Genomic DNA, 25,415 nt, shown 5'->3' on the forward strand with positions numbered 1-25,415 from the left:
CATCCTGCTTACTGTGAATAGCAAGCTGCACACCGACTAGCCCGGGTAGGAAATATCTTTCGCGTAGTCATCGAGCTCATGCCAAGAATTGCCCACGCGTGTCAGCAATTTATCGGCGGTCTCCGCATACACCGGACGACGATCGCCTGGACCCGCGGAAATCCCCTTCATTCCCAGCAGATACGAGAAGAGTTCCGAACCGTTCTGAAGTGTGATTTCCTCGGCCTGAACCGACTGATCGCCACTCACTTCGGCCACGATAATCGACGTGTCCGAAGACCACACCGCGGTGTTCACTGGCACCTGAGCGAAGACCTCCATGGGGTTCTCGCTCAGCCCTCGCGGAACACCGTCGGCGTCGCGAATGACGCCTGCGATATACACATGGGTGCTACGCCCCTTGGACAGAACAATCAAAGCACGTGCGCCATCGCGGGAGATTCGTAACGACTCAATCTTCGAGTCATCTAGCCACGGCACGCTCAGCGGGCGGTACTCCCCCATGGTTTCGATATCCTCGGGAACCACCACCAGTGGCTGCTTTTCCGTGTTATCTGCGGTCCACGTCCACCCGAACGCGTCCATACTCGGACGGACTAGGGACCCACCCGTGGCAGCCAGTCGCAGCTCTCCGACATCACTGACAGACCACAGCTGGGTGCGTTTGCCGTTGAGGAAGGTATAACGGTTACCCACCGGTGACATGGCCGGGTCGCGCGGCGCGTAGGGCGAAAGATCTGGCATTCCGCCCACGGGTATCACCGAACGCCCCTTGACGAAGGCTAGGCTCTGATCGGCCACTGCAATTTGCGTGTCGGGAACACTCGGGTTGATTTGGGCGGCCTCGAAATTTGGTGCAGGGTCCCCCAGATTAACCTCGGTATCGTTCTCCTTCATCGTGACCTGGTTGACCGCGGCCACCGAGTCCAAGGTGACTTCGAGCTGCTGCTGCATCAGCTGACGTGAGAGGTCGGTAGCCTCGGCGAAGGTCTCTTTGTTCAAGTCCACGGTGGCGACCCCGTCGCTGACCGGCACGGCCGAGCGCACCAACTGGCTGGCCTGTGAGAACGCAGAAGTTACCGCGTTTTCCAAATACGGTGCTGGTCCATCGAGCATGGCCTCGACCATTGAGGTTGCCGTTCCAGTGCCGGCAGCAAACCAACGAACGTCGGGTACGAGGTACTTGTAACTGCTGTCGTAAAAGTAGATCGAGCGCGGCGAAAAAATACGGGGGAACGTGGAGGCCTCGAGCATAATCCCATCGGGGGCCCGGGAAATACGCCACTGACCTTCGACCTTGGTCAGTTCCACATCGACGGCGCGCGTCGAATGCGGCGGATAAAGGGTTCGCACTCCCTTGGCGTCGACTTCGCCGGTCACCTCGAGCTGGATCGTGTAGGAGTCGGTCACGGCGCCGGCGAGTACCTCGCTCGCCTCATAGATCAAGACCCGCGAATTGCCCTTCCACTTATCCGAGAGTTCTTTGGTCATGAACTCGCGGGCAATCCGGTAGTCTTCCTTGATCGAGGCTCCGGCCTCGATGAATCCCTCGACAATCTGCCGCGGTTCGGCATTCTCCACCGGCCCCACCCCGTCGAAGCGATAGGGCTCTTGCAATTCGGAATCGGTGTTCGACTCAATCTGTCGGATCGCCGAGGATTTCGGGATACTGGCACATCCGCTGAGCATAAGGACGACCATGAGCAGTCCCACGGTCAATCGAACTAAGAACGGCCGTTGCTTCATGCCTGTCCCTCCCCACGGTGTCGGCTCGCTTCGGGGTCGGTCACATCATCGGGCAGATCATCGTCTTCCAATACCAGCGGCGTGTACCCAATCCGGGGCACCTCTCCGGTAAGCGGGAAGGTGTCGGACAGGACCCTTTCAACGCGTTCGGGCACCGCGGGTTCCAGCGGCAACGGTGAGTTCTCGATGGTCTGCTCCCCGGTGAGCGGCAGGGTCAGACGGAACACCGATCCGACGCCGAGCTTCCCCCAAGCTTCCAGTCGACCGTTGTGCAACCTAGTATCTTCCATGGCGATCGAAAGGCCCAGTCCGGAGCCACCGGTGGTCCGTGCCCGAGCAGGATCGGCACGCCAGAAACGGTCAAAGACGTGCGCCGCGGCTTCCTCGCTCATGCCGATACCGTAATCTCGCACGCTAATGGCTACGGCGTCCGCATTTTGCGCGACCGTAATATCAATCGGCTTTCCTTCGCCGTGTTCGACGGCGTTGAGCACGAGGTTTCGAATAATGCGCTCCACGCGGCGAGGGTCGAACTCTGCAACGCAACCATCCGGTGGCGCGTTTAGCCGAAGGAGGGAACCGTACTCGTCGGCGACAGGCGTGGCCGTATCCATCACCTTGCGGGCGATCACGACCAAGTCGGTGGATTCACGATCCAGCACCGCTACTCCGGCATCAAAGCGCGAAACTTCCAGCAGATCGTTGAGCAAGTGTTCAAAGCGTTCAATCTGGTCATACATCAGCTCCGCGGAACGCGCCGTCAACGGGTCGAAGTTCTCGCGGGATTCAAAAATCATCTCGGAAGCCATCCGCACCGTGGTCAACGGGGTCCGCAATTCGTGGGAGACGTCCGAAACGAAACGTTGTTGCATGGCCGAGAGGTTATTGAGCTGAATGATCTGGTCCTGTAGCGACTGGGCCATGTGGTTAAAAGCCGTCCCGAGACGGGCCACTTCATCCTTGCCGGCAACCTTCATACGGCGGTCCAGGTCACCGGCCGCGATGCGCTCGGAAACATAGGCCGCATCGGCGACCGGACGCACCACCGTGCGCGAAACCGACCAAGAAATAAATCCGACGACGAGCAGGAGCACCAGGCCGGTGAACACCATGGCCCGGTTAATAAACGACAGGGTGTCTTGGACGCTACTGAGGTCGTAAACAAGGTAGAGACCGTAGTCCCGGCCCGGCGGAATTAGCACCTTCGTGCCCACAATGATGCCCGGAGTTCGCTCCGCGGCAACACCCAATTCGACCGAACGCCAAAAAATGCCTTGCTGGGCTTGGACGGCTTCGGCGAGGTCTGCGGGCACAACCCGCGAGGTGAGCTGGCCGGAAGCGGTCGGACCGACATAAAGATTCTCGGCTCCCGGCATGGGGACCAGCACGAAGTCGCGCACCACCGTGGCACCGTCGCCTTCCAGGGTTGCCAAGGTGGAGTTGACCAACGACTGCGTGGCAACACGATCCGTGGTTGCCGCTGATTCGAAAATCGAACGCGCCTGAGTGAGGCCGCGCTCCGATTCCTTGGAAATCTGGCTAAAACGCTCGTTGAACAGCGCGGAAGCGATCTGGTTGGACAGAAACGCACCGGCGGCCAGCAGCGCCAAGGTGGTAAAGAGCAGCGTGGAGACCACCGTGCGGTACATCAAGTACCGGTGCCAGCGGTCCTTGGCCATCGCCCACAGGCGCTTGAACCGCAAACGAATGCGACGAATGCGGCTCACGGCCGGTGGAGTTGGGCCACCCGAGCCCACCGCCACGAGCTCGCTGCCAGCGCTACCAGGTCCAGTCAAATTAGGAACCGGCCTTGTACCCTACACCGCGGATAGTCTGAATAACCTGAGGCTTTTCCGGGTCCATTTCGATTTTGGAACGAAGCCGCTGCACGTGCACGTTCACGAGGCGGGTATCGGCGGCGTGACGGTAGCCCCAGACCGCTTCGAGTAGCTGTTCACGGCTGAAGACCTGCCAAGGCTTGCGAGCCATGGTCACCAACAACTCGAATTCCAGTGGCGTCAGGCCGATTTGCTCATCGCCCCGGGTCACTCGGTGACCGGCTACATCGATAGTGATATCGCCTAGGTGCAGGGTTTCGGCGGCGTGCGTCTCGCCCGGACGCAGACGTGCGCGCACGCGGGCGACCAGTTCGGCTGGCTTGAATGGCTTGGGCACATAATCATCGGCCCCCGATTCAAGACCGCGCACCACATCTGCGGTATCCGACTTCGCGGTGAGCATCACAATTGGCACATCCGATTCGGCGCGGATCTGCTTGCACACCTCGATGCCATCAATCCCCGGAAGCATCAGGTCTAGTAGCACAAGGTCAGGGTTGTGCTCGCGAAAGGCTTCAATGGCGCCCGTGCCTTCATAACAGAACTCAGGAGCGAATCCGTCGTTTTGCAGCACGATGCCGATCATTTCCGACAGCGCTTCATCATCATCGACGACGAGAATTCGTGCTTTCACTCTTCCCCCTGAATACCAATGCACATTGGTGATCGTGCCGTTTTACACCCCACGAGCGGCGATGTCTTTATCTCCTAAGATACATCACGTCACCAACGGTTTTCGATGATCCTTAAGAGGTATTCGGCGCGGCGCTCAGGCATCGACTCGTGTTTGCTCCAGCGCGACAGCCCACTCATTGAGCCGTTCAAGACAGCGCTGCGCGTCGGTCGCCGAGCTCCCTGCAAAGTCACCGATCGGCATTAGTGTCAGAGCGCCCAGGTCCCGGTCGGATAGCCCCAACTGATGCCATGGCCGCAGTAGCTGCTTGACGCCTTCGACCACCCCTGGGTGACGGCCGGTGGGGGCCAGAGCTTGCAGAAAAATCCCGCTGCCCTTTTCGACGAGGGCCGCGACCTTTTCCCATTGCGAGTAATTCATGGTCCGCGAATTCATCACGAACCCATGGGCTCCGGCCTGTTCGAGCAATTCAATGCGCTCGGTCAACTGCGGATCTTCGGCGCGAAGGTTAGCAATCACCCGCACGTCATAACGCTCGGTAATCACCTCGAGGAACTGCGTGTAGCCTTCACGGACCTCGGAACGCGGTATGGACCGAATCGTTCGATAGCCACTGGCGGTAGGCACGCGACCGTCGAGCACCTGATCGAGTACGGGCTCATCGAGTTGCACCGTGAATTTGGTGATTCCGGTGGCCCGCGCCAGACGACCTAAATGCTCTTGAACGCCGTGAGCATACGCTTGGCGGATATCGCGCCGCGCCCCATGGTCGCTAATGGTCTTTTCTCCATTGCCCAAGCTGAGTTCGGCACACAAGGACCAAGTGCCTAGCATGCTGACTTTGAGTTCATCGGTGACTTTAGTTTCAGCGCCCAGGATGTCTGCGAGCAGGTTCTCGTCGCTGCGTAAGGTCGCACGGGCACGCCGGGCATCAATTCCGTCGGACACGCCGACGCGCCACCCATGTGGTTGGAGATCGAAGCCCATATCGGCGAGCATGCTCGCACTTCGGCCAATAGGCTGTGACCAGACACCACGGTCGGGCAGCTGCACCAGCACCCCGAGATTGGGAGCACCAAGTTCACCGCGCACCAGCGGGTAAACCTGTTCCGCGTCCTTAGTTGGATACTGGCAGAAGGAGGTGACGCGCACCTGAGAGGGTGTTGCTTCGCTGTTAGTCATTCTGATGAGTGTCGGAAATGTGTCGATGATGCCGGATAACCTCGGAAATAATGAAGTTCAGCACTTTCTCTGCGAACTCCGGATCAAGGTTGGCACTCTGCGCCAGCTCGCGCAAACGTTCAATTTGGGCCTTTTCGCGATTCGGATCGCTCGGCGGCAACTTGTGGTGCGCCTTCAGATGGCCCACGCGTTGCGTCGCTTTGAACCTTTCGGCAAGCAGATACACCAACTGCGCATCGAAGTTATCGATACTGCCACGGATGGCATACAACTCATCCAATACGCCCTGATCCACCTGGCCTTCGAGAGAGCTGGCGTGCGGGTCGAAGGTCGGAGAATCATCGGTGAAGTTCGGCTCGCTCATAATCGGTAGTCTACGGCCTCTCTCGGCCACAAACGAAGCGGGTGACGCTCCATGAGCGCCACCCGCTTGCGATTATTCAGTCCTGCTGGTTCAGCGACTGAATCAGCGCCCGACGCTGGGCCTGCTCGGCCGGATCCGGCACCGGCAAGGACGCGATCAGGCGGCGGGTGTAGGCGTGGCGCGGATTGCTCAGCACCTGCGAGCCGAGCCCCTCCTCGAGTAGCGAGCCGCGGTAGAGCACACCCACCCAGGTAGACAGCAAGTCCACGACGGCCAGGTCGTGCGAAATGAACAGCGCCGCAAAGCCCAGTTCATCCTGTAGGTCCTTGAAGAGTTCAAGGACCTTGGCCTGCACCGAAACATCCAGCGCGCTGGTTGGTTCGTCGGCGATCAGCAATTTCGGATCCAGCGCCAAGGCACGCCCCAGCGAGGCGCGCTGGCGTTGCCCGCCCGATAATTCATGGGGGTAGCGTTGCGCGAAACCGGCCGGAAGCTGAACCGCCTCGAGAAGCGAAGCAACCTTGGCGCGCATTTCCCGCTCATTCAACGAGGTATGCACACGTAGCGGCTCGGCCACACATTCACCGACGGTCAGGTGCGGGTTGAAGCTCGCGGCCGGATCCTGGAAAACGAATCCGATCTGACGACGCAGCGGCTTGAAGCTTCGTTCCTTGAATTGGGCCATCTCATAGCCCAGCACATTAAGCGACCCGCCGGTCATGTGGTTCAGCCCGGCAATGGTGCGCCCAATGGTGGTCTTGCCGGAACCGGACTCCCCCACCAGGCCGTACACCTCGCCCGCATGGATCTTTAGGCTCACCCCGTCCACCGCGGTGAATCCGGGAGCCCCCAGCCGGCCCGGGAAGTGAATGCGCAGGTCGCGGGCCTCGACCACAACTTCGCCCTGCGCATGCGGACGCTCGCTGAGGCCTTCCGAGGCGCTATTGCGTCCCAAATGTGGGACCGCCGCTAAGAGCGAGCGGGTGTAGTCGTCGCGCGGCTGCCCAAACAATTGCTCGGCCGGGGCCTGTTCGACGATTCTTCCCTGGTTCATGACAATCACACGGTCGGCGATATCGGCCACCACACCCATATTGTGTGTGATGATCACGATCGCGGTGCCCAATTCCTCACGCAGCGTGCGCAACAACTGCAGGATCTCGGCCTGCACGGTCACATCCAGTGCCGTGGTCGGCTCGTCGGCGACAATCAACGCCGGCTTCAATGCCAGCGCGGCGGCGATCACTACGCGCTGTTTTTGCCCGCCGGAGAACTGGTGCGGGTAGTAGTCCACGCGCGATTCGGGGTCGGGGATCCCGACCTGGCGCATGGCCTCAATGGCCTGGGCGCGGGCTTCCTTCTTCGATACCTTGCCGTGGGCGCGGATGCCTTCCATGATCTGCCAACCCACCGTGAAAACCGGGTTGAGCGCGGTCGATGGTTCCTGGAACACCATCGACACGTCACGCCCGCGCGCGGCGCGCAACTCGGCCGCGTCGAGGTGCAACATGTCCTGGCCCTTGAGATATACGGCTCCCTGGGCGGCACCGTTCTCGGCCAGCATGCCAAGGGCGGTACGCGCGGTGACCGACTTACCCGAGCCGGACTCGCCGACGATCGCCAGGATTTCGCCCGGTGCCACGCTGAAATCAACACCGCGCACCGCCGGCACGGCCCCCGAATCGGTGACGAAATCGATGTTGAGGTCTTCAACGGATAGCACCGCCGCAGGCTTGGTCATTTCGGGTGCGTTCACAGCGTTCATTTACTTGCTCCTGCCTGAGAAATGCGCTTGGCCCGGCGGCGGCTGAAACGTCGCAACCGTGGGTCGTTCAGGTCATTCATCGACTCGCCGACGAGGGTCAATCCCAGCACGGTCAGCACAATGGCCAGACCCGGGAAGAGCCCGGTCCACCAAATGCCACTGGTGGCATCGGCCATGGCCCGGTTCAAGTCAAAGCCCCACTCGGAGGCGCTGGTTGGCTCAATGCCGAAGCCGAGGAAGCCCAATCCAGCCAGGGTCAGCAGGGCTTCGGTGGCGTTCAAGGTGAAGATCAGCGGCAACGTACGGGTCGCGTTGCGGAACAAGTGTACGCCCATAATCCGCCACGGGCTGGCACCGATCACCTGCGCCGATTCCACAAACGGCTCGGCCTTCAGGCGCATCACTTCGGCGCGGATGACGCGGAAATACTGTGGCACGAACACGACCGTGATCGATACGGCTGCGGCCATAATGCCTCCGAGCATCCCGGACTGGCCTTGTGAAATCACAATGGACATCACGATCGCCAGCAGCAGCGAGGGGAATGCGTAGATTGCGTCGGCTAATACGACGGCAATCCGGTCGAACCAGCCACCCAAGTACCCTGAGATCAGTCCGAGGAACACGCCGAGGAACAGCGACATGATGACGGCGGCAATAATCACAAGGATCGCGGTGCGGGCGCCGAAGATCGTACGTGAGAAGACGTCAAAACCCGAGACCGTGGTCCCCCAAATGAACTTGCCATCCGGTGCGGCCTGACGCGGGAAGTCCCCGCTGGCGTCGGCCGACTGGGCGAAGTCAAAGGGTGCAATCACCGGTGCGAACAGTGCGACCAGCACGAACAAGCCGGCGAGGATGAGCCCGGCGATGAGCATGCCACGTTGCAGACCGGAGGAGATTTTCAGGTGGGAAACGACCGGCAACTTGCCGATCCAGGCGGTGTTGGAGCGCGGTTTCAATTCTGTGATGGTCATGATTAGTACCTGATTCTCGGATCGATCAGCGCGGCCAGGATGTCGACGATGAAGTTGGTAAAGGCCACGATGATGGCCAGCAACACCACGATGCCCTGCACGGCAACGAAGTCACGGGCGGTGAGGTATTCGGCGAGCTTGAAGCCCAACCCCTTCCACTCGAACGTCGTTTCGGTCAGCACCGCACCACCCAGCAGCATCGCAATCTGCATTCCCATCACGGTGATGATGGGAATCAATGCCGGGCGGTAGGCGTGCTTGGTGACCAGCCGGAATTCGGAGACACCGCGCGAGCGTCCGGCCTGGACATATTCTCGCCCAAGGGTGCCGATCGCATTGGTGCGGACCAAGCGAAGGAAGACGCCACCGGTCAATAGGCCCAGGGCAATCGCCGGCAGTGCAGCATGGCGCACCACATCGCTCAAGGCGCTCATATTGCCGCTGCGCAGCGCATCGAGCCAATAGATACCGCTGGGGTTCTGCAACCCGGTCAGCGCCAGTTCGGTCTGCCAGTCGGCGCGCCCGGAGATCGGGAACCAGCCAAGCCACACACCGAAGATCAGCTTGAGCAGGAGTCCTGCGAAGAATACCGGCGTGGCATAGGCCAGGATCGCGAAGACGCGCAACACGGCATCCGGGTAACGGTCACGGAACTTGGCGGCCACCAGACCCAACGGGATACCGATAAGCAGCGCGACAAAAACCGAGTTAATCGCCAGTTCCAAGGTGGCCGCACCGTAGGTGGTCAGCACCTCGGTGACCGCCAAGTTATCGGTCATGGTCCGGCCGAGGTCGCCGCGCACCACCTGGCCGAGGTACTCAAAGTACTGGATGAGGATCGGCCGATCGTAGCCGGCGGCGTGAATGCGTTCGGCGAGCTGATCGGGTGTCAGCCGCCCGCCAAGGGCCGCGGTGATCGGGTCGCCGGTGATCCGCATGAGGAAGAAGACCACCGTGATGAGGATGAAGACGGTGGGAAAAATGAGGAGGAACCTGGTGATCAGGTACCGGGAGAAGCCTCCGCCTTTGGTTTTGGCGGGTTTGGCCGCGGTCGACGGGGCGGGTACGCCGCCGATTTCCGTGGGGGTGCTCATGAATTGGTCCTTCGTTATGTGCTAACTGCGTTGTGTGCTGGAACGGCGCGCATGACAAGGGGACCTGAAACGGCATGATCCCTAGGATCGCCCTCCCGGTCCCCTTGTCGATATGCGTGCGTTTAGCTCATTACTTGCTCAGGACACCCAGGCGGAACTTGAACGATGCATCCAGCGTCGTGTCGACGTTCTGCACGTCCTTACCGGCGATCGCAACCTGCGAACCCTGCAACAACGGCAGGGTCGAGAGGTCCTCGGCAACCATGCGCTGCAGTTCTTCAATGCTGGCGGTGCGCTCGGCGGCATCGCTCTGGCCACGCTGCTCGGAGATGAGCTTGTCTACCTCGGCGTTGTCATAGCCGTTGGAGAGGAAGTTCTCCTTGGCGAAGAACGGGGACAGGTAGTTATCGGCATCCGAGTAGTCCGGGAACCAGCCCAGCTGGTAGGCCGGGTAGTCGGTGACGCGCTGCTTCTGGTAGGTCACCCATTCGGTCGACTTCAGATCGATCTGGAAGAGCTTGTCGGCCTCGAGCTGCTTCTTCACGGCCGCGTATTCATCACCCGAGTTCGGGCCGTAGTGGTCCGGGTTGTACTGCAGCGCCAGTTTGACCGGGGTCTCGACGCCGGCGTCCTCGAGCACCTTCTTCGCCTTGTCGGCGTCCGGCTTGCCGTCGGTGCCGTACATTTCCTTCAGCGGCTCGATCGCTCCGGTGAATCCCTGGGGAACGAAGGAGTAGGCCGGCGTGTAGGTGTCCTTGTAGACGTTGGTGGCGATCGCCTGACGGTCGATCAGGTGCGCGGCGGCCTGGCGTACGGCCTTGGCCTTGGCGGCGTCGGCCTCGTCGGTCTTTGCGCCGTACGGCATCGAATCGAAGTTGAAGACGATGTAGCGAAGTTCGCCACCTGGGCCCTTGTGGACGGTGAGCTTATCGTCCTTCTCCAGGTCCTCGATGTCGGTCGGCGTCAAGGAGCGCCAGGCAACGTCGATCTTGCCCTGCTGGATTTCCAGCTTCAGGTTGTTCGCATCGGCGTAGTACTTGATCGCGGCGGCGTTGTTGGCCGGAGCCCCCAACACGCCGTTGTAGGCCTCGTTGGCTTTGAACGAGACCAGCGAGTTCTTGCTGTAGGAGTCGATCACGTACTGTCCGCCAAAGGCCTTGGCATCGACGATGGCCTGATCGTCGACGAGCTTGTCGGCCGGGAAGACCTCGTCGTCCACGATCGGACCCACCGGCGAGGTCAGCACCTGCGGGAAGGTCTGGTCGTTAGCGACCTTGAGCTTGAACACGACGGTGGTGGCATCCGGCGCTTCAATGGATTCGACGTTGCCCAGCAAGGAGGACGGGCCATTTGGATCGGCGATCTTCAGCTGGCGGTCGAAGCTGTGCTTCACATCCTTCGAGTCCAGATCATGGCCATTGGCCCACTTCAGGCCGGGCTTCAGCTTGACAGTGAAATCGGTCGGCGAGGTGAACTCCGCGGACTCGGCCAGATCGTTTGACGGGTCCGGGCTACCGGGCTCGGAGTTCAGCAAGAACGGGAAGACCTGGTTCATCACCATAAATGACCCGTTGTCATAGGAACCGGCGGGATCGAGTGAGGTGACCTTGTCGGTGGTGCCGACGGTGATCGGGGCCCCGGTGCCACCTGGCTCCCCCGATTCTCCTTCGGGGCTTGCAGCAGGGCCGGTGCAGGCGGAAAGCGCTAGGGCGCTGGCGGCCAGCACCACGGCGGCGCGGGAGAGACGCGAGTAACGTGCAGACATGTGAATCCTTTGTCTAGTGATCTGGATGACCGCGGTGTGTGATGCGGATCATGCCGAACTAAACTATACGATACATCTTTCACATATTCGAAGTGGGTGTTGAACGAACCAACAGCTGCGCGAATTTGCTCCGGTCCGTGGATTCTCGCGCCATTCCCCGGAGAACTAAGGGCGGACTCGTGGCACGAAAAAGACGGCTCACCACTCCAAAGCGGAGCGGTGAGCCGTCCTCAAAATGGCTACCAGCGCAACCTAGCCAACCTTGGCCGGGTCCCAAGCAGTTGAACGAGCCGAATCGATAGTCGCCTGGCCGAGCACGCGCGTGCCCTGATAGATCACCATGGTCTGCCCCGGGGCGACACCACGCATGCCTTCGGGAAGCCGAGCCACCAGGGTGCTGGGTTCGCCCGGCACCGCTTCGAGATGAGCGCGGGCGTTCACCGGGTCACCATGGGCACGCACCTGTACCATGCAGTCGAACTCGGCGCCGGATTCAACTTCGTCGATGGGCAGGCCGGCCCAGGAGATGCGGATGCCACGTAGTTCGTCGACGGTCAGCAGGTCCTCGGGACCAACAATGACCTTGTTGTCCTTCGGGCGAATTTCCAGCACGAAGCGAGGCTTGCCATCGGCCGCCGGACGTCCCAGCTTCAGCCCGCGGCGCTGGCCCACAGTGAACGCGTGGGCTCCGGAATGTTCACCGAGTTCGTTGCCCTCATGATCAAGGATCTGCCCCGGGGTCATGTCGATACGCTCGGCCAACCAGCCACGGGTGTCGCCGTCGGGGATAAAGCAGATGTCGTGGCTATCCGGCTTGTTAGCCACGGTCAAACCGCGGGCCTCGGCCTCGGCGCGCACCTCGGCCTTCGAGGGAGTTTCGGCCAGCGGGAACATGCAGTGTTCAAGCTGCTGGTGCGTCAGCACGCCCAGCACATAGGACTGGTCCTTGGCCCAATCGGCTGCGCGGTGTAGTTCCGGATTCCCGTCCGTGTCTCGGATCACCTTGGCGTAGTGCCCGGTGCAAACCGCATCGAATCCGAGAGCAAGTGCCTTTTCCAACAACGCGGCGAACTTGATCTTCTCATTGCAGCGCATGCACGGGTTAGGGGTACGCCCCGCGGCATACTCGCTGATGAAGTCGTCGACGACGTCTTCCTTGAAACGGTCCGAGAAATCCCACACGTAGAACGGGATCCCCAGTTTGTCGCAGGCGCGCCAGGCGTCGTTGGAGTCCTCAATCGTGCAACAACCACGGCTACCGGTACGCAAGGTACCGGGCATCCGCGAGAGCGCGAGATGGACTCCGACCACGTCGTGGCCGGAGTCCACGGCGCGCGCCGCGGCTACCGCCGAGTCGACTCCGCCGGACATTGCCGCTAGTACCTTCATCGGTTAAATCCTGTTCCTGCTGTGTGTATGCTGCTTTGGTCTGCGGCCATGCCGGCCTTTTTCGCGCGCTGGTAGGCCTCTGGCAGGGCTTTGACCAACGCCTCAATATCTGCGGCGCTCGTCGAATGCCCGAGCGTGAACCGCTGCACGCTTCGTGCTTGGCGGGCATCGCGCCCCATGGCCAACAGGACATGCGAGGGCTGTGGCACGCCGGCGGTGCACGCAGAACCGGTCGACGAGGCAATTCCGAGCATGTCCAGCACGAAGAGCAAGGAGTCACCCTCGCACCCGGGGAAACTAAAATGCAAATTCCCGGGCAACCGCTGGGCGCACCCACCGGTGTCGGCCGGACCGTTGAGTGTCGCCTCGGGGATCTGCTCGGTGATGCGTTCGACCGCCATATCTCGCAACGTCACCAGTGTCCGGGAATATTCCTCGAGTCCTTGCCAGGCATCGTGTGCCGCCGCCGCGAAGCCGGCTGCGGCCACGGCGTTCATGGTGCCCGAACGCATTTTGCGTTCGTGTCCCCCACCATGCTGAACCGGTGTAAGCGTGACATCGCGCCGCACCAGTAAAGCGCCAATACCAACCGGTCCCCCGATCTTGTGGGCGCTGACCGCCAAGGTTGCGGCGCCGCTGGCGGCGAAATCCACCGGGATGGCTCCGTACGCCTGCACCGCATCGGTGTGCACGGGTACTCGGTGCGCCGCGGCCAATGCCGCGAATTCGGCGACCGGTTGAATCGTGCCGACTTCGTTATTAGCCCACATGAGGGTGGCCACGGCCAGCTCGTCGGCATGCTGCTCGAGTAGCTGAGCGGCGGCAGATACATCCAGTCGACCCTCCCGGTCCACCGGCATCCACACTAATTCCGCGCCCTCGTGGCTCTCGAGCCACTCGGCGGTATCGAGAATTGCATGATGCTCGATGCCGGAAATCAGGATCTTTCGTCGGGACGGGTCGGCATCGCGGCGAGACCAGTACAGTCCCTTGAGCGCCAAATTATCGGATTCGGTGCCTCCGGAGGTGAAGATGACCTCGGAAGGGTGGGCCGAGAGCGTTTGCGCAATGGTCGTGCGGGCTTCATCCACGACACGGTGGGCGCGACGACCTGCACCGTGCAACGACGAAGGGTTGCCGGTGTGCGCATATTCCTCGAGCATGGCGGCCTGAGCCACGGGGTTCAGCGTGGTGGTCGCGGCATGGTCGAGATAGACCGCTGAATTATTCATCTATTCCATGGTACGAGCTGGCCGCGCTTAGGCTGAATGGCCAATGCGTGTGAGTTCGCCGACCTCAAGGGTCTCGAGCCGGTTATCTTCGCAGAGCGCGTCGATCAACGCGGCGCTGCCTCCCACGATCGTCGAGTCATCATAGGGTTCGGTGCTCAGCAACCACGAGTGATCGGTCGGAAACACGATCGAGGGGTGTTGTTTCTGCGCCCCTGCCGCGGTAGTGGCCCACTGTGGAGCCGCTAGGAACTCATGATCGGCGTCAAAAAGCAGATAGTTTCGGTATCCGCCGGGAAGTTCCAGGCGTGGGGCGCGGAGCACCTCGTCGGAGAAGCCCGGACGACGGGCCTCGGCGAGCGCCGCCGCGTGAGCCTCTGTGTCCGCCTCGCTCTCGGCCGCGGATTCGATGTCGATCCGTTCCCCGCCTTCGATAAAGGCGAATCCGGCCCACAGCCCAAGGATCAAACGCTGCTGCGCGGTGGCCGCAATGAGGTGGTCGGTGAGCGCCTGCCACTGATCCGTGGGAAGTTCTTCCCCGGGCAGGTCGCTGTCTACCCAGGAATTCTCATCGAGCGGAAGCCCTCGTTCGTCGAGCCGCGCTACGTCCTCGAACAGGCTCGTGGCGTGCAATGTTTCCCCGGTCGCCCGCGCGACCTCAGCCCACCGGTGGCTTCGGCCCTCCTCGTCGAGCGCCGGGTGCAAAATGCGCACGTATCGTTCATAGCCTGCCGGTACCTGAGCGGCCACAGTCGCTGGTTGCGCCCGCTGGCTGGCGGTGGCGATCCATTGGCCGTGTTGTGCCGCTATATGTGTGAAGTCCATGCGGTTAAGCCTAACGAGTGTGACTGGCAGACACGCCCTGGGCGTCGGCCGGGTGATATGAATGAATTAGGCGGTCCGTAGTGGGCAGGCCGATCAACTAATCGAGGAGTACGCTGCGTGTACCTGCCCCAGCTGAAGGTCAACGAACACCATTTTGGGCATCGAAGCATCGATTTCTCGCGCCGCATCGCCGTGATGGCAGTGGTCAACCGCACACCGGACTCCTTCTACGACGCCGGCTCCACCTTTGGGCTAGAACCTGCGGTGCAAGCCGCCATGCGGGCTGTCGCGGCCGGCGCCGACTGGGTGGACATCGGGGGCGTGCCTTTCTCCCCCGGCCCAGAACTGCCATGGCAGGAGGAAGCCGAACGCATCGTCCCGGTGATCGCGGCCGTAAGGGAACGTAGCGACGTGATTATCTCGGCGGACACCTTCCACCCGAAGGTCGCCGAAGCTGCGATCGAGGCCGGAGCCGACGTCATCAACGACACCACCGGTCTGGCGTACCCGGAGCTGGCCGACGTAGTCGCCGAGCACAAGGTGCACCTAGTCCTAACCCATTCGCTAGCCAGCCCGCGCACAATTTATCCGCGGCCCAAGTACACGGACGTGATCGGCGAGGTGCGTGATTTCCTCGCCGCCCGGGTGGACACCGCGCTGCGGGCCGGCATCGGCGCCGACAAGCTCATCGTCGACCCGGGGCACGATCTGAACAAGAACACCAAACACACCTTGGAGATCACCGGCCGGTTCGAGGCCATCGCCGCACTCGGCTATCCCGCGCTGGCGGCCGTGTCCAATAAGGACTTCATCGGCGAAACCCTGGATCTTCCCAAGGAGCAACGCCTGGTCGGCTCCATGGTGGCCGCCACCCTGTGCATCACCGGCGGGGCCCGAATTATTCGGATGCATAACGTCCCCGAATCGGTGCAGACCGTGCGCCTGATCGAAGCCTCCATGGGCTGGCGGGAACCGGTCTATCAGGTTCACAATATGTCCGACGTCAATCCCCCGGCTCATCCCGAACGAAGCGCCATTCAATAAGGAGTACGACCGTGCGTCAGCTGCTACCAACGCCCATCGACGACCCGACCGACGACCAACTATTGCAGGCTTACGCCGCCGCGGCGCGACCCTTCGTACGCTTTAATTTCGTTTCCAGCCTCGATGGCAGCGCGCAGCTCGAGGGGCGCTCCGCAGCCTTGGGTAGCGCCGCCGACCGTCGGGCCTTCGCGTTACAGCGCCGCCTAGCCGACGTGATTCTGGTCGGTGCCGGCACCGTACATGCCGAAGGATACAGCGGCCCGCTGGTCTCGGAGGAGGATCAGCAGTGGCGCCGGGACCACGGGCGAAGTGCCCACCCGGTCCTGGCGATCGTCTCGCGTTCCCTGTCGATCGAGCCGGATGCCGAGGTGCTACGGGAAAGTCCAGCCGAGGTGCTGCTCTTTACCACCGCCGCACCCGACGCGGCCCAGCGGGCAGCCTACCCGGAGCATGTGCAGATTTGCCGGGTGCCGGAATCCGGTGGCGGTTGCGATCCCGAGGCCATCGTCCAGCAGCTAGCGGATCGTGGCTTGGGATTTATTCATGCCGAGGGCGGGCCGCGCATTTTCGGGCAATTTTCGGCGGCAAATCAGGTCGATTCGCTCTGCCTCAGTTTCTCTCCCCGGATGGTTGCCGGCGACGGGGCACGCATCGCCAATGATCCGCGCGAGGCAGTTCACGAGATGCAACTGAACGCACTCTTCGAGGAGGATTCGATGCTCTTGGCCGACTACCGCCGAGCTGAGGTGCGCTGAGCGAGAACACCGCCACCCCCTCGGAAGCTAGTGCCCGTAAACTGGTGACACTGCCCCGGCTTGCGTGCCGCGCACATCTTCGTGCCTCCGGCGCCTAGGCTCAATAGCCCGAGAGGAACTCTGCACTCCATGAGCACGCCAAGTCCCTACGAGATCCTCGGCGTCTCGCGCACGGCAACGCTCGCCGAAATCAAGGTCGCCTACCGTAAGGCCGCGCGCACGGCGCATCCCGACCTCGGTGGCAGTGCGGAACAGTTCAAGTTGGTGCAGCACGCCTATCAGGTGCTCTCGGACGAACATGCCCGCGAAAGCTTCGATCGGTCCTACGGGGCCTCGCAACGCTACCCGGGCCATCAGCCCACTGAGTCCTACGACGACCGGTTGCGCGGCAACCCAGCCCAACCCAAGGCCAGCCTGCCCATCGACTTTGTGCCCCCGCTCAGCGAGCCCTTTAGCGAACTGTCGGTGGAGGCATCTAAACAGCGGGTCCACGGGGTACCGCGTAAACGCGGGCTCTTCACCTCACGCGCACGGTTGGAGCGCGAGGCGGCCGTTGCCAAGATCATCAGCAACAACGTGCTCTCCGTCTTGCCGGCCGCCCGCCTGGTCAACGGGCTCCATGCTCCAGGGCGGGAGTTCTACGATCACGTGGTCGTGGCCGGGTACCGGTTGGCGGTCATTAACTCGATGACGGTACCCGAAGGCTACTATCATTTCGACGGCCAGATATTGCGTCATGGCACCAAGATGACCCAACCGCCGAAGCTTGACGCAACGGGCTTACAGCACGCGTTCATGGAAATGAACGTGGCTTCCTTCACCGTGGTGCTCTCCTCGAACCGGAATGTCCACGAGCCGGTCATCGAGTATGCCCGCAACGCCGAACCCGCCGTGGCCGCGACGAGCGTCGTAAATGCCGCGTCGCTGGTGCGGGAGCTGAAGCTATTCCTCGGCTCGGGGCCGATGCCAAATGTGGTGGATCGCTCGAGCCTGGCTCGCCTGCTCGGCGGCATGTACTGACCCGTAGGCGGCGTTCGAAGTAATAAACTGTCAACGTGTTTCGAATTCTGTTTAATGCTCCCGAGATCCCAGGCAATACCGGCAACGCCATCCGTCTGGCGGCCATAACCGGCGCCGAACTGCATTTGGCCAAACCCCTGGGCTTCGACTTCGAGGATTCGAAGCTTCGCCGTGCAGGCCTCGACTACCACGATCTGGCGAACGTGACGATCCATGAGAACCTCGATGCGGCTTTGGAAGCCCTAGGCGAGGGACGTGTGTTTGCCTACACTTCAGAGGGCTCGACGCTGTACACCGATATCAGTTACGAGCCCAGCGATATCCTGCTCTTCGGTAAGGAATCGGAGGGGCTCACCGCCGAGGAAAAGCTGCATCCGCGTATCACCGAGCTGGTGAAGCTACCGATGTTACCGGCACGCCGTTCACTGAACCTGGCCAACTGCGCTTCAATCGTGAACTTTGAAGCTTGGCGACAGCATGGCTTCGAAGGCGCGCCCATCTGATCGGCACCTCCGTCACAGCTTTACCCAATCTTTATAAAGTAGGCTCTACAGTAATCCGACCCCGCGTTGGCGTCGGAGAGAGCCTGACTCACCTTAACACTCGGGAGAACCCAAGAACATGAACGGTAGCTACAACCAGCACCGCGATGAGACTCCGGACGACGATCTGGGTCTGGACCTTGTTGACGAGGTCGCCCAAACCTCACGGGCCGCCAAGCCACGCAAGGCCAAGCGTCTTGTGATCGGCGTTGTCGTCGCAATCCTGGTCGTCGTGGTTGCACTAGTTGGATACTCCCTCTTAAACAAGGGACCCAACCCCAACTCGGTGGCCGACGCTAAGGACGCCGTCACCGTGAGCGAAAACCTTGCCAATGGCGGTGCCGTGAGCGTATCGACCTCGGAGAAGAAGGACGCCCTGGCCGTCCAACTGCAGGGCTTGCCCGAGCTCGATGGGTCCGAAACCTATGTGGTTTGGGCGATTACCGAGGACGGCGCGGTGAACGCGATCCTATCGAGCCAGCAGTCCGAGAGCAGCGGAAGCTACTCCCCGCTGAAGTCGCTCATCGCGGTCAACGTCACCCGCGAGACCGGCAACATCCCATCGGCTCCCTCGGGCGATAGCCTCGAGGCCTCGGTGAACCTCCCGCTGGATCCGGCGCAGCAAAAGTCGCAGGAAGAGAGCCCGGCACCGGCAGAACAAGGCGCCAACGAATAGTCCGGCGGCACCACGTCGAAAAAGCAGGAGGGAACGAACCGACTGGTTCGTTCCCTCCTGCTTTTAGCTTTGCTGCCCGTTAGAAACCGGCAACGGTGTCGTCCGCGTTGACCGCTACCGCGTGGAAAGCCTCGGCGTAGTCACCCTTCAGACCCCCACGTCGTGCGTTCTGGCGACACTGCTGCTCGACGAAACGTTCCATGGCTGCCACGTCCGGGTGCTGGGTAAAGTGGGCCCGCAGTGCCGTCATCTTCGACTCGAAATGATCGGTCATGTCCACAAAGGCATTCTCGCGTTCCGTGGGAGCACCATACAACCACAACCACGGCACCTTATAGGCTGCGAGGGATTCCTCGCCGAGCAGTTCGGGGTAGGAGAAGGGGTTCTCCACGGCCGGGTAAATCGCTCGGGTGACCGCCTCGCCGCAGGCCAGGTGGTCCGGATGCGAACGCTGAATCCGATCCCAGTTCCGTTCCGGATGCATCGCCATGACAATATCCGGGCGAACCTGACGGATCAGCCGCACAACCTTACCGATCACCTCGTAGGTGGGAGCCAGAAATCCATCGCGCTCCCCCATGAAATGCACGTGGCTCACGCCCACCGCCTGCGCCGCCTGGCGCTGTTCAGCGTGGCGCAACGCCGTGATTTCCTCGGGCGTGCGCGCATCAAACCCACCGGCGTCGCCGTCGGTCATGATGCAGTACTGCACCTCGGCCCCGGCACTTGTCAGTTTCGCGATAGTACCCGCCGCGCCAAAATCCAGATCGTCCGGATGCGCACCGAAGGCCAAGACCCGTCGTACCGAACCGTCAACGAATGGTTGGGTGTCGATCATGCCTGACGGCGCCGGATTTCTTCGGCAGCCTGCGGCAAGACCTTCGCCAAGTCGCCCACGATTCCAAGATCAGCAATCTCGAAGACCGGCGCGTCGGCGTCCTTGTTGACCGCAACGATCACCTTGCTGGTCTGCATGCCAGCCTTCTGCTGGATGGCACCGGAAATGCCGGCGGAGATGTACAGCTGCGGAGACACGGTCACACCGGTTTGACCCACCTGGGCGTCGTGCGAAATCCATCCGGCATCGGTCGCAGCGCGCGAGGCGCCCACGGCAGCACCCAAGGCATCCGCAAGGTCCTCCACGGGCGAGAAGTCACCGTTAACGCCGCGGCCACCGGCCACAACGACGCGTGCTTCGTTCAACGCCGGGCGAGTCGAGACCGGCTTCGGTTCCGCTCCAAGCACGCGCACCTGCGGCGCGTCAACCTCGGCCAACGGCAGGCTAACCACCTCCGGCGTGGAGGCAGCCTCGGCCGGCGCGTCGTCGACACTATTGGGCTTCAGTGCCACCAAAGCCGGCTGACTAGCGACCTTGACCTGAGCACCATAGCTGCCAGCCAGTTCGTCCTTACTGATCAGCAAGTCGGCGCTCACGTCCGTTGCGTCGGTGACGATGCCTGCCTCGCGGCGCACCGCAACACGAGCCGCGGCTTCGCGCGAGAGCGGATCATTGCCGGTGAGCACCAGCTCGGGCTGTCCGGCGGCGATGGCCGCGTCAAGCAGCTCCACCAGGGGTTGAGCGAAAATTTCGGGATCCACGGCGGCGGTGTAGACCGTCGCAACCCCGTAGCGTCCCAACTCGGCACGGAGCGACTCGGAAGCGTCACCCGGCACAGCCACCAGGGTCTGCTCAAAGCGGGCGCCCAAGCTCATTAGCTCTCGTTGGGCCTTGCCTAGGTTTTCTGCGGTTTCGGTGAGAAAGACCAATGCAGTAGTCATGTGCGAATGTTCCCCTAGATCAGTTTCTGAGCGGCCAAGAAATCAACGAGCGCGATCCCGGCCTCGCCGGAATCGGTGATCACGGTTCCGGCTTCACGCGCCGGGTGGGCTTCGGCCTGCACCACGGTGCTGCGCGAGCCTTCAGGACCCACCGCGGCGGCATCCAAGGCGAGGTCAGCAACGGACAACTCGGTGGTGGACTTCTTCTTAGCCGCCATAATGCCCTTAAAGTTCGGGTAGCGCGGCTCGTTTGCCTGGTCGGTCACCGACAGCACGGCCGGCAATGAGGCCGACAAGCGCAATCGCTGCGTAGCCGAGTCTCGGCTGATCACCAGGGTATTGGTCGCCTGATCGAATTCAACCGACGACGCCTGGGTCAGCTGGGCCCAGCCGAGGCGTTCGGCCAACTGTGCCGGCACCACGGAAGTCTCGGCATCGGTGGACGACATTCCCGTCACCACCAGGTCGACGTCGCCAATCTTCTCGATGAGCGCCGCAAGTGCTTTCGAAGTAGCCAGCACATCGGAGCCAGCCAACGCCTCATCATTGAGATGCACCCCGGAGGTCGCGCCCATTTGCAGTGCCTTCTTCACGGCACCCGAAGCATTAGATCCGCCCATGGTTGCGGCGATAACTTCGTGTCCGGCAGCCGCTCCACCGTGGGCTTCGATGATCGCCAAGGCCGCCTCGATGGCGTACTCGTCGAGTTCCGACAGAGTGGATTCGCCTCGCTCAATACGCAGAGTCTGCGCGTCGATATGCCGATCGAACTGCACATCGGGAACGTGCTTGACCAGAACCACGATTTTTAGCGCGTTGCTGTTGTCCTCGCTCATTCTCACCTTTCAAGAAAAAGATGGGCTGTGCCCATGGTGGATGTCACCTTCGTTATGTGTATCGTATCGAGCGCGGCGCGATCCATGCCTGATTTGGCCCTCCAACGTGAGAAGTGACGCAGTGCGACAGAACTTCGCACCGCGCCACTTCATCCTGGGCGTAATATTCCTTAGTTCTCGAGCGTTCCCAAGGTGGCCGTGACGGTCTTTGACTCCCCGTTACGTCGGTAGGTGATTTCGGCGGTTCCGCCACCTTGCACCTCGCGGATCGCCGCGGTGAGCGACGACGAGTCTTGGATGGCGCGGTCGTTGACGGCGGTGATCACATCTCCGCTGCGCAAGCCGGCTTTCTCGGCGCCAGAGCCCTTGCTCACCTCGCGAATGAGCGCGCCGACGCTGAACTGGGAGCTACGGCTGGCATCCCCAGCGGCTTGTGGCGAGACGGTCGCACCAAGCAGACCATGGGTGGCCTTGCCGTTGGCGATGAGCTCCTGGGAAATACGCTTGGCATAGTCCGAAGGAATCGCGAAGCCCACTCCGATGGACCCGGAGTCCTCTCCCCCGCCGGAACCGGCCGAAGCAATAGCAACGTTCACACCGATGACCTCGCCCTTGGCGTTGACTAGGGCACCACCGGAATTTCCGTGGTTAATGGCAGCGTCGGTCTGTATGACGTTGATGTAGATCGATCCCGCCCGCGACGGCGACTGCTGCTCTTGACCCGGGAATTGGAAATTGAACTCGCTGCCACCGTCATTGCCGGATTCGGACTGTTTCGGCACGGCCGAGGACGCTACCGAAATTGTGCGATTCGTCGTGGAAATGATGCCGTCGGTCACCGTTCCGCTCAGCCCCAGCGGTGCACCGATGGCCACGGCTGTATCACCGACGTTCAAGGACGAAGAACTTCCCAGTGTGGCCGGAACAAGATTGGAAGCTTCAATCTTGATGACGGCTAGATCCGAGAGTGGGTCGGTACCGACAAGCGTCGCCTGGTGCACGCTTCCATCGTTGAGTTGTACGGTCAATTCTGGATCGGCCGCAGCACCGCCGAGCGTTACAACGTGCGTATTAGTCAGGATGTGGCCCTGATTGTCCAAGATCACGCCGGACCCGGAACCACTTGAGCCGCTACCGGTGGATTGAATCGTCACGACGCTCGGGGCGGCTTTCGCTGCCGCTGCGGTAACCTGCGTAACCGACTCCGGATTATTGATAACTACCCCTGGTTGCGCACCATCGGCACCGGCCGCGGGCGATTGGTTCGAGTTCAGGAAATAGCTCGTTGCTGCAGCCGATCCACCACCAACGAGAGCGGCCGCAATCATGCCTGCAAGCAACGTCGACCCGCTAAAGGTCTTTTTCTTGGTGCTCTTGCGCGGTGCTGGGGGAAAATTCAGCGGCGGCTGCTCTGATCCTGCACAGGGATTATGTCCGTATTCATTGCCCTGCGGTGCCGAGGCCGCGTAGAGATGCTCGTTGTGCATCGACTGCGTGGCCGGAGCCTGCGGTGTTGTCGCCTGCGACGGCTCGGATTCCTCGACTCGCGGGTAGCTCACGGTCGGCTGCGCATCGGAGGAAGAAACCGGCATTGCCGCCGTAGGCTCGGAATTTGGGACCGACTCGTCGTGGCGTCCCGGTTCTGGCTGCTCGTTGGAAGTGTCGCGTGGATCGTTAGGTGACTGACTCATAGTGCTACGCCCCTCGTCGAATGGTCGATGTCTTGGTACCTATTATTCAACCCGCAACTGTGGCATGCGACGGCGCCAACTTTGCGAAGCCTGTGAGTCGGCTCCAATGCCGCAGATTTAAGCATGGACGGGCACTCACTGCCGAAATAGAATCGTGCTGTGCGCGGAATTCGCCTAACAAATCGGCTTTGACTGTAGGCTGACCGTAAGGCCACATCAGTACATTGAATGAGGATCACCATGAGTTCCACAGCTCGGCGTTGGCTTGTCAGCGCAGCTGCAGCAGTATCCCTGTCGATTGGTAGCGCTCTTCCGGCGCTTGCCGAGCCTCCGGTCACCATTCCACCAGGCGAGTTCGTTATCGACCATGCTTCGGCACTGGGTTCCAAGAAGCAAGAGCTCGAAGAAGATATTGCCAAGCTTCGCGAAGACGTGGGCGTCAGCCTTTTCGTCGTATTCGTCGATAACTTCAGCGATCCGCAAAATCCGGACGATTGGGCTTCCCAAGTCGCCACTCAAAAGGGACTCGGAGCCAGCGACGTCATTCTTACCGTCGCTACCGAGCAGCGACAGGCACGTTTCTTCGCCGCAAACGGTTCCAAACTACAAGCAACCACACAAACCCTCTACCAGAAGGAAATCGCCCCAAAACTATCGGCCCAAGACTGGGATGGGGCGGTCGAAGAAGCCATCAAGGGGTTGGACCGGGCCGAAGGCGGTGGGTCCTCTAGTGGTTCATGGATTTGGATCATCGTCCTTGCCGGCGGTGGTGCTGTTGCCTACTACTTCTTCTCTCGCCGTAAGAAACCGGCGTTGGCACCCGTAGAGGCCCCGGGTCGCCCCGGATCCCCGGAACCTCAAGAACCACCGGTGCCATTGGACGAGTTGCGTCTGAAGGCAGACCGGCTTCTCGTGGCCGCCGATGATGCTATCCGCACGTCTGTCCAGGACGTGGGCTTTGCCGAAGCGCAGTACGGGCAGGACGCCGTCAAGGTGTTCAACGACGCCATCGCCGAGGCACGTCAACATATGAGTGCATCGTTTAAACTCCAGCAACAGCTCGATGACCACATTCCGGATACGGAAGAGGACCAGCGGAAGTGGCTTGGCGAGATCATTGAGCGGTGTGGGTTGGTCAATGAGACGTTGCAGAAGCATGCCGATTCATTCAAGAACCTGCGGCACGTCGAAGAACAAGCCGAGCAACTCATACCGAAGGTTGCCGACGAGCAGAAGCCTCTACGTGAACGGCTTGCCACCGCCACAAGTAAGTTGGGGCAGTTGACCGACAGTTACGATGCCAGTGCGACCAGTCAGGTACGTGACAACCTCGAGCAGGCGACTGCCCGCTTGGATGTGGCAGATACGGCGTTGAAGGAAGCCAGCGAAGCCCTAAAGCAGGATCGCTCCAAGGCTGCCCTGCTAATCCAGAATGCTGAAGACGCTCAAGATCAGGCCGAGGTGCTCTTCGGCGCTATCGATAAGTTGGCGAATAATCTTGAACAAGCGCGCACCGATCTTGAACAGAGCGTTGCCCTTGCTGCACGTGACCTAGCGCAAGCCAAGGCCCTGATCGCCAACAACACCCAACCTCAGCTGGCCGGCCCTGTTGCCCGTGTGGAGCAGGCACTCTCGCAGGTCCAGCAGCAGTTACGTACCAAGAACAACCCGATGCAGTTGCAGGCCGATCTCAGCGAAGCCTGCGAACCGTTGTCCGTTGAGCTCGAACGCCTCCGGGATGCGGCAGAACAATCGCGCGCCGCGCGTGAACAGCTTGAGGGACTATTGCATACGGCGCAGTCCCGCATTGAAGGTACCGACGACTACATTCGTGCCCGCCGCGGCGGCGTGCGCTCATCGGCACGCACGCGGCTAGCCGAAGCGCAACGCAACTACGACGAGGCCCGCTCCTTGGCCAGCTCTGACCCATCGCGGGCGGTATCCGCTGCTAAGCGAGCCATCCAACTGGCTGAACAGGCTGCACGCATGGCCGAAAGCGACGTCGATCACTTCGGTGGTGGCCATGGCCGACGCGGCGGAGGCGGCGTTTTCGATGGCGTCGGTGGCGCCGTCCTCGGCGGCATCTTGATTGATTCCATTCTCCGTGGTGGCCATGGTCATGGGCACGATTCCGGCGGCGGCTTCTTTGGCGGCGGCGGAGACGGTGGAGGTTTTGGTGGCTTCGGCGGCGGGGGCGGTGGCTTCGGCGGTGGAGGCGGAGGGTTTGATGGAGGTGGCGGAAGCTTCTAGTCATCTCCTGGCAC

At 61.4% G+C, this 25,415-nt stretch carries 22 protein-coding genes; 6 read left to right on the forward strand and 16 right to left on the reverse strand.

Going from position 1 to position 25,415, the window contains the following annotated elements; all coding sequences use genetic code 11:
* Positions 1-36 precede the first annotated feature (36 nt).
* The 12 genes from ACJD00_RS10545 to ACJD00_RS10600 form a co-directional block, all read right to left on the reverse strand.
* Entirely contained in the window at positions 37-1,746 is a 1,710-nt protein-coding gene (locus tag ACJD00_RS10545; protein WP_418906970.1) for an LpqB family beta-propeller domain-containing protein, read from the reverse strand.
* Positions 1,743-3,473, reverse strand: a complete 1,731-nt coding sequence (gene mtrB, locus ACJD00_RS10550; protein ID WP_418906971.1) for an MtrAB system histidine kinase MtrB — start codon at positions 3,471-3,473, stop codon at positions 1,743-1,745. The genes ACJD00_RS10545 and mtrB overlap by 4 nt, the downstream gene beginning before the upstream one ends.
* 70 nt (positions 3,474-3,543) lie before the next feature.
* Complete coding sequence (gene mtrA, locus ACJD00_RS10555; RefSeq protein WP_309406507.1) at positions 3,544-4,218, reverse strand: MtrAB system response regulator MtrA; 675 nt, start codon at positions 4,216-4,218, stop codon at positions 3,544-3,546.
* A 135-nt stretch (positions 4,219-4,353) separates the two neighbouring features.
* Positions 4,354-5,400 (reverse strand): hypothetical protein, encoded by a 1,047-nt coding sequence (locus tag ACJD00_RS10560; RefSeq protein ID WP_418906972.1) that lies wholly within the window; start codon positions 5,398-5,400, stop codon positions 4,354-4,356.
* Positions 5,393-5,764, reverse strand: a complete 372-nt coding sequence (locus tag ACJD00_RS10565; RefSeq protein WP_309406504.1) for a chorismate mutase — start codon at positions 5,762-5,764, stop codon at positions 5,393-5,395. Before ACJD00_RS10565 ends, ACJD00_RS10560 begins: the two co-directional genes overlap by 8 nt.
* Before the next feature lie 76 nt (positions 5,765-5,840).
* Positions 5,841-7,529, reverse strand: coding sequence for a dipeptide ABC transporter ATP-binding protein (locus ACJD00_RS10570; protein ID WP_418906973.1), 1,689 nt, complete (start codon positions 7,527-7,529; stop codon positions 5,841-5,843).
* Positions 7,526-8,506, reverse strand: coding sequence for an ABC transporter permease (locus tag ACJD00_RS10575; protein ID WP_418906974.1), 981 nt, complete (start codon positions 8,504-8,506; stop codon positions 7,526-7,528). Before ACJD00_RS10575 ends, ACJD00_RS10570 begins: the two co-directional genes overlap by 4 nt.
* 2 nt (positions 8,507-8,508) lie before the next feature.
* Positions 8,509-9,600 (reverse strand): ABC transporter permease, encoded by a 1,092-nt coding sequence (locus ACJD00_RS10580; protein WP_418906975.1) that lies wholly within the window; start codon positions 9,598-9,600, stop codon positions 8,509-8,511.
* Between the two features lie 130 nt (positions 9,601-9,730).
* A complete protein-coding gene (locus ACJD00_RS10585) occupies positions 9,731-11,365 on the reverse strand; it encodes an ABC transporter substrate-binding protein (RefSeq protein ID WP_418906976.1) in 1,635 nt (544 codons plus the stop codon).
* A 252-nt stretch (positions 11,366-11,617) separates the two neighbouring features.
* Complete coding sequence (mnmA, locus tag ACJD00_RS10590) at positions 11,618-12,754, reverse strand: tRNA 2-thiouridine(34) synthase MnmA (RefSeq protein ID WP_418906977.1); 1,137 nt, start codon at positions 12,752-12,754, stop codon at positions 11,618-11,620.
* Positions 12,751-13,986, reverse strand: a complete 1,236-nt coding sequence (locus ACJD00_RS10595) for a cysteine desulfurase family protein (protein ID WP_418906978.1) — start codon at positions 13,984-13,986, stop codon at positions 12,751-12,753. The genes mnmA and ACJD00_RS10595 overlap by 4 nt, the downstream gene beginning before the upstream one ends.
* 27 nt (positions 13,987-14,013) lie before the next feature.
* Positions 14,014-14,808 carry a hypothetical protein gene (locus ACJD00_RS10600; RefSeq protein ID WP_418906979.1) on the reverse strand — a complete coding sequence of 265 codons (795 nt, stop codon included), beginning with the start codon at positions 14,806-14,808 and terminating at the stop codon, positions 14,014-14,016.
* 117 nt (positions 14,809-14,925) lie between these two features.
* Between ACJD00_RS10600 and folP the strand changes: the two genes are divergently transcribed.
* From folP to ACJD00_RS10625, 5 genes are all read left to right on the forward strand, one after another.
* Positions 14,926-15,852, forward strand: coding sequence for a dihydropteroate synthase (gene folP / locus ACJD00_RS10605; RefSeq protein ID WP_309406488.1), 927 nt, complete (start codon positions 14,926-14,928; stop codon positions 15,850-15,852).
* Between the two features lie 11 nt (positions 15,853-15,863).
* Complete coding sequence (locus tag ACJD00_RS10610) at positions 15,864-16,607, forward strand: dihydrofolate reductase family protein (RefSeq protein WP_418906980.1); 744 nt, start codon at positions 15,864-15,866, stop codon at positions 16,605-16,607.
* Positions 16,608-16,736: 129 nt separating this feature from the next.
* Positions 16,737-17,627, forward strand: coding sequence for a J domain-containing protein (locus ACJD00_RS10615; RefSeq protein ID WP_418906981.1), 891 nt, complete (start codon positions 16,737-16,739; stop codon positions 17,625-17,627).
* Between the two features lie 35 nt (positions 17,628-17,662).
* The gene (locus ACJD00_RS10620) at positions 17,663-18,130 is read left to right on the forward strand and encodes a tRNA (cytidine(34)-2'-O)-methyltransferase (RefSeq protein ID WP_309406482.1); all 468 of its coding nucleotides are present in this window, start codon (positions 17,663-17,665) and stop codon (positions 18,128-18,130) included.
* A gap of 118 nt (positions 18,131-18,248) precedes the next feature.
* Positions 18,249-18,845, forward strand: coding sequence for an anti-sigma factor domain-containing protein (locus ACJD00_RS10625; protein WP_418906982.1), 597 nt, complete (start codon positions 18,249-18,251; stop codon positions 18,843-18,845).
* 79 nt (positions 18,846-18,924) lie between these two features.
* On the opposite strand, the gene ACJD00_RS10630 is transcribed toward ACJD00_RS10625, so the two are convergent.
* The 4 genes from ACJD00_RS10630 to ACJD00_RS10645 all read right to left on the reverse strand — a co-directional run bounded on the left by ACJD00_RS10630 (position 18,925) and on the right by ACJD00_RS10645 (position 23,151).
* Positions 18,925-19,683 carry a PIG-L deacetylase family protein gene (locus ACJD00_RS10630; protein WP_418906983.1) on the reverse strand — a complete coding sequence of 253 codons (759 nt, stop codon included), beginning with the start codon at positions 19,681-19,683 and terminating at the stop codon, positions 18,925-18,927.
* On the reverse strand, positions 19,680-20,624 hold the full coding sequence (locus ACJD00_RS10635; protein WP_418906984.1) for an electron transfer flavoprotein subunit alpha/FixB family protein: 945 nt from the start codon (positions 20,622-20,624) through the stop codon (positions 19,680-19,682). Before ACJD00_RS10635 ends, ACJD00_RS10630 begins: the two co-directional genes overlap by 4 nt.
* A gap of 14 nt (positions 20,625-20,638) precedes the next feature.
* Positions 20,639-21,460: an electron transfer flavoprotein subunit beta/FixA family protein gene (locus ACJD00_RS10640; RefSeq protein WP_309406475.1), complete on the reverse strand. Its 822-nt coding sequence runs from the start codon at positions 21,458-21,460 to the stop codon at positions 20,639-20,641.
* A gap of 170 nt (positions 21,461-21,630) precedes the next feature.
* A complete protein-coding gene (locus ACJD00_RS10645) occupies positions 21,631-23,151 on the reverse strand; it encodes a S1C family serine protease (RefSeq protein ID WP_418906985.1) in 1,521 nt (506 codons plus the stop codon).
* Positions 23,152-23,391: 240 nt separating this feature from the next.
* Here ACJD00_RS10645 and ACJD00_RS10650 point away from each other — a divergent pair, with 240 nt between their 5' ends.
* Entirely contained in the window at positions 23,392-25,401 is a 2,010-nt protein-coding gene (locus tag ACJD00_RS10650; RefSeq protein WP_418906986.1) for a TPM domain-containing protein, read from the forward strand.
* Positions 25,402-25,415: the final 14 nt, after the last annotated feature.

Origin of the sequence: Glutamicibacter endophyticus (assembly GCF_048457885.1) — a bacterium.
Lineage (GTDB): Bacteria > Actinomycetota > Actinomycetes > Actinomycetales > Micrococcaceae > Glutamicibacter > Glutamicibacter endophyticus.

Excerpts from the sequence above, each read along its gene's own strand:
- ACJD00_RS10560 (WP_418906972.1), bottom strand. The coding sequence starts at position 5,400 with ATGACTAACAGCGAAGCAACACCCTCTCAGGTGCGCGTCACCTCCTTC.
- ACJD00_RS10630 (WP_418906983.1), bottom strand. The coding sequence starts at position 19,683 with ATGATCGACACCCAACCATTCGTTGACGGTTCGGTACGACGGGTCTTG.
- ACJD00_RS10595 (WP_418906978.1), bottom strand. The coding sequence starts at position 13,986 with ATGAATAATTCAGCGGTCTATCTCGACCATGCCGCGACCACCACGCTG.
- ACJD00_RS10625 (WP_418906982.1), top strand. The coding sequence starts at position 18,249 with ATGAACGGTAGCTACAACCAGCACCGCGATGAGACTCCGGACGACGAT.
- ACJD00_RS10580 (WP_418906975.1), bottom strand. The coding sequence starts at position 9,600 with ATGAGCACCCCCACGGAAATCGGCGGCGTACCCGCCCCGTCGACCGCG.
- ACJD00_RS10545 (WP_418906970.1), bottom strand. The coding sequence starts at position 1,746 with ATGAAGCAACGGCCGTTCTTAGTTCGATTGACCGTGGGACTGCTCATG.
- ACJD00_RS10640 (WP_309406475.1), bottom strand. The coding sequence starts at position 21,460 with ATGAGCGAGGACAACAGCAACGCGCTAAAAATCGTGGTTCTGGTCAAG.
- ACJD00_RS10635 (WP_418906984.1), bottom strand. The coding sequence starts at position 20,624 with ATGACTACTGCATTGGTCTTTCTCACCGAAACCGCAGAAAACCTAGGC.
- ACJD00_RS10645 (WP_418906985.1), bottom strand. The coding sequence starts at position 23,151 with ATGAGTCAGTCACCTAACGATCCACGCGACACTTCCAACGAGCAGCCA.
- mnmA (WP_418906977.1), bottom strand. The coding sequence starts at position 12,754 with ATGAAGGTACTAGCGGCAATGTCCGGCGGAGTCGACTCGGCGGTAGCC.
- ACJD00_RS10585 (WP_418906976.1), bottom strand. The coding sequence starts at position 11,365 with ATGTCTGCACGTTACTCGCGTCTCTCCCGCGCCGCCGTGGTGCTGGCC.
- ACJD00_RS10600 (WP_418906979.1), bottom strand. The coding sequence starts at position 14,808 with ATGGACTTCACACATATAGCGGCACAACACGGCCAATGGATCGCCACC.
- ACJD00_RS10615 (WP_418906981.1), top strand. The coding sequence starts at position 16,737 with ATGAGCACGCCAAGTCCCTACGAGATCCTCGGCGTCTCGCGCACGGCA.
- ACJD00_RS10570 (WP_418906973.1), bottom strand. The coding sequence starts at position 7,529 with ATGAACGCTGTGAACGCACCCGAAATGACCAAGCCTGCGGCGGTGCTA.
- ACJD00_RS10650 (WP_418906986.1), top strand. The coding sequence starts at position 23,392 with ATGAGTTCCACAGCTCGGCGTTGGCTTGTCAGCGCAGCTGCAGCAGTA.
- ACJD00_RS10575 (WP_418906974.1), bottom strand. The coding sequence starts at position 8,506 with ATGACCATCACAGAATTGAAACCGCGCTCCAACACCGCCTGGATCGGC.
- ACJD00_RS10565 (WP_309406504.1), bottom strand. The coding sequence starts at position 5,764 with ATGAGCGAGCCGAACTTCACCGATGATTCTCCGACCTTCGACCCGCAC.